The sequence below is a fragment of the Mycobacterium sp. genome (assembly GCF_008709575.1).
Classification (GTDB): domain Bacteria; phylum Actinomycetota; class Actinomycetes; order Mycobacteriales; family Mycobacteriaceae; genus Mycobacterium.
Window position 1 is genome coordinate 1 of the sequence record NZ_VYIK01000491.1, and the last position, 586, is coordinate 586.

1 pseudogene is annotated in these 586 nt (G+C 64.0%); it reads left to right on the forward strand.

Annotated features, from left to right (window positions below):
- Positions 1 to 17: 17 nt before the first annotated feature.
- Positions 18 to 586 (forward strand): annotated as a pseudogene (locus tag F6Q13_RS19760) (IS1380 family transposase); the annotation flags it as partial.

Here is a 586-nt window from a genome sequence, read left to right on the forward strand (position 1 = left end):
TTCGGAAGGCATTCTCGGTGCGATCATCGTATACCTTCAGCGTCGAGTCCGCGGTGTTCGACGAGCCGAATTTGGTGTCGGCGACAGGTTTGGTGCCGGCGCTGGAACTGGCTGAGCAGACCGGTCTTTCGTGTTTGATCGGCGAGCATGTCGAGTTACCCAGCACACGGGTGGCCTCAGGTGCGGTCAACCCGGTGGGAAAGCTGACCACGATCATCGCGGGCATGATGTGCGGCGCGGACAGCATCGACGATGCCAACGTGTTACGCGCAGGCGGCACGCCACGGGTGTTCGACGAGGTGTATGCGCCCTCGACGTTGGGGATCTTTCTGCGCGAGTTCACCTTCGGGCATGCCAACCAGCTGGCCGCGGTGGCCCGCGAGCACCTGGTGGCACTCGCGGCACGCACGCCGCTGTTGCCCGGCATCCAGGAGCGCGCATTTTTGGACATCGACTCGCTTTTGCGCCCGGTCTACGGGCACCACAAACAAGGCGCCTCGTTCGGGCACGCCAAAATCGCCAGCCGCGCGCTGCTGCGGTTGGGCCTCTCACCGCAGATCACCACACTGTCGACCGAAAAGGCCGC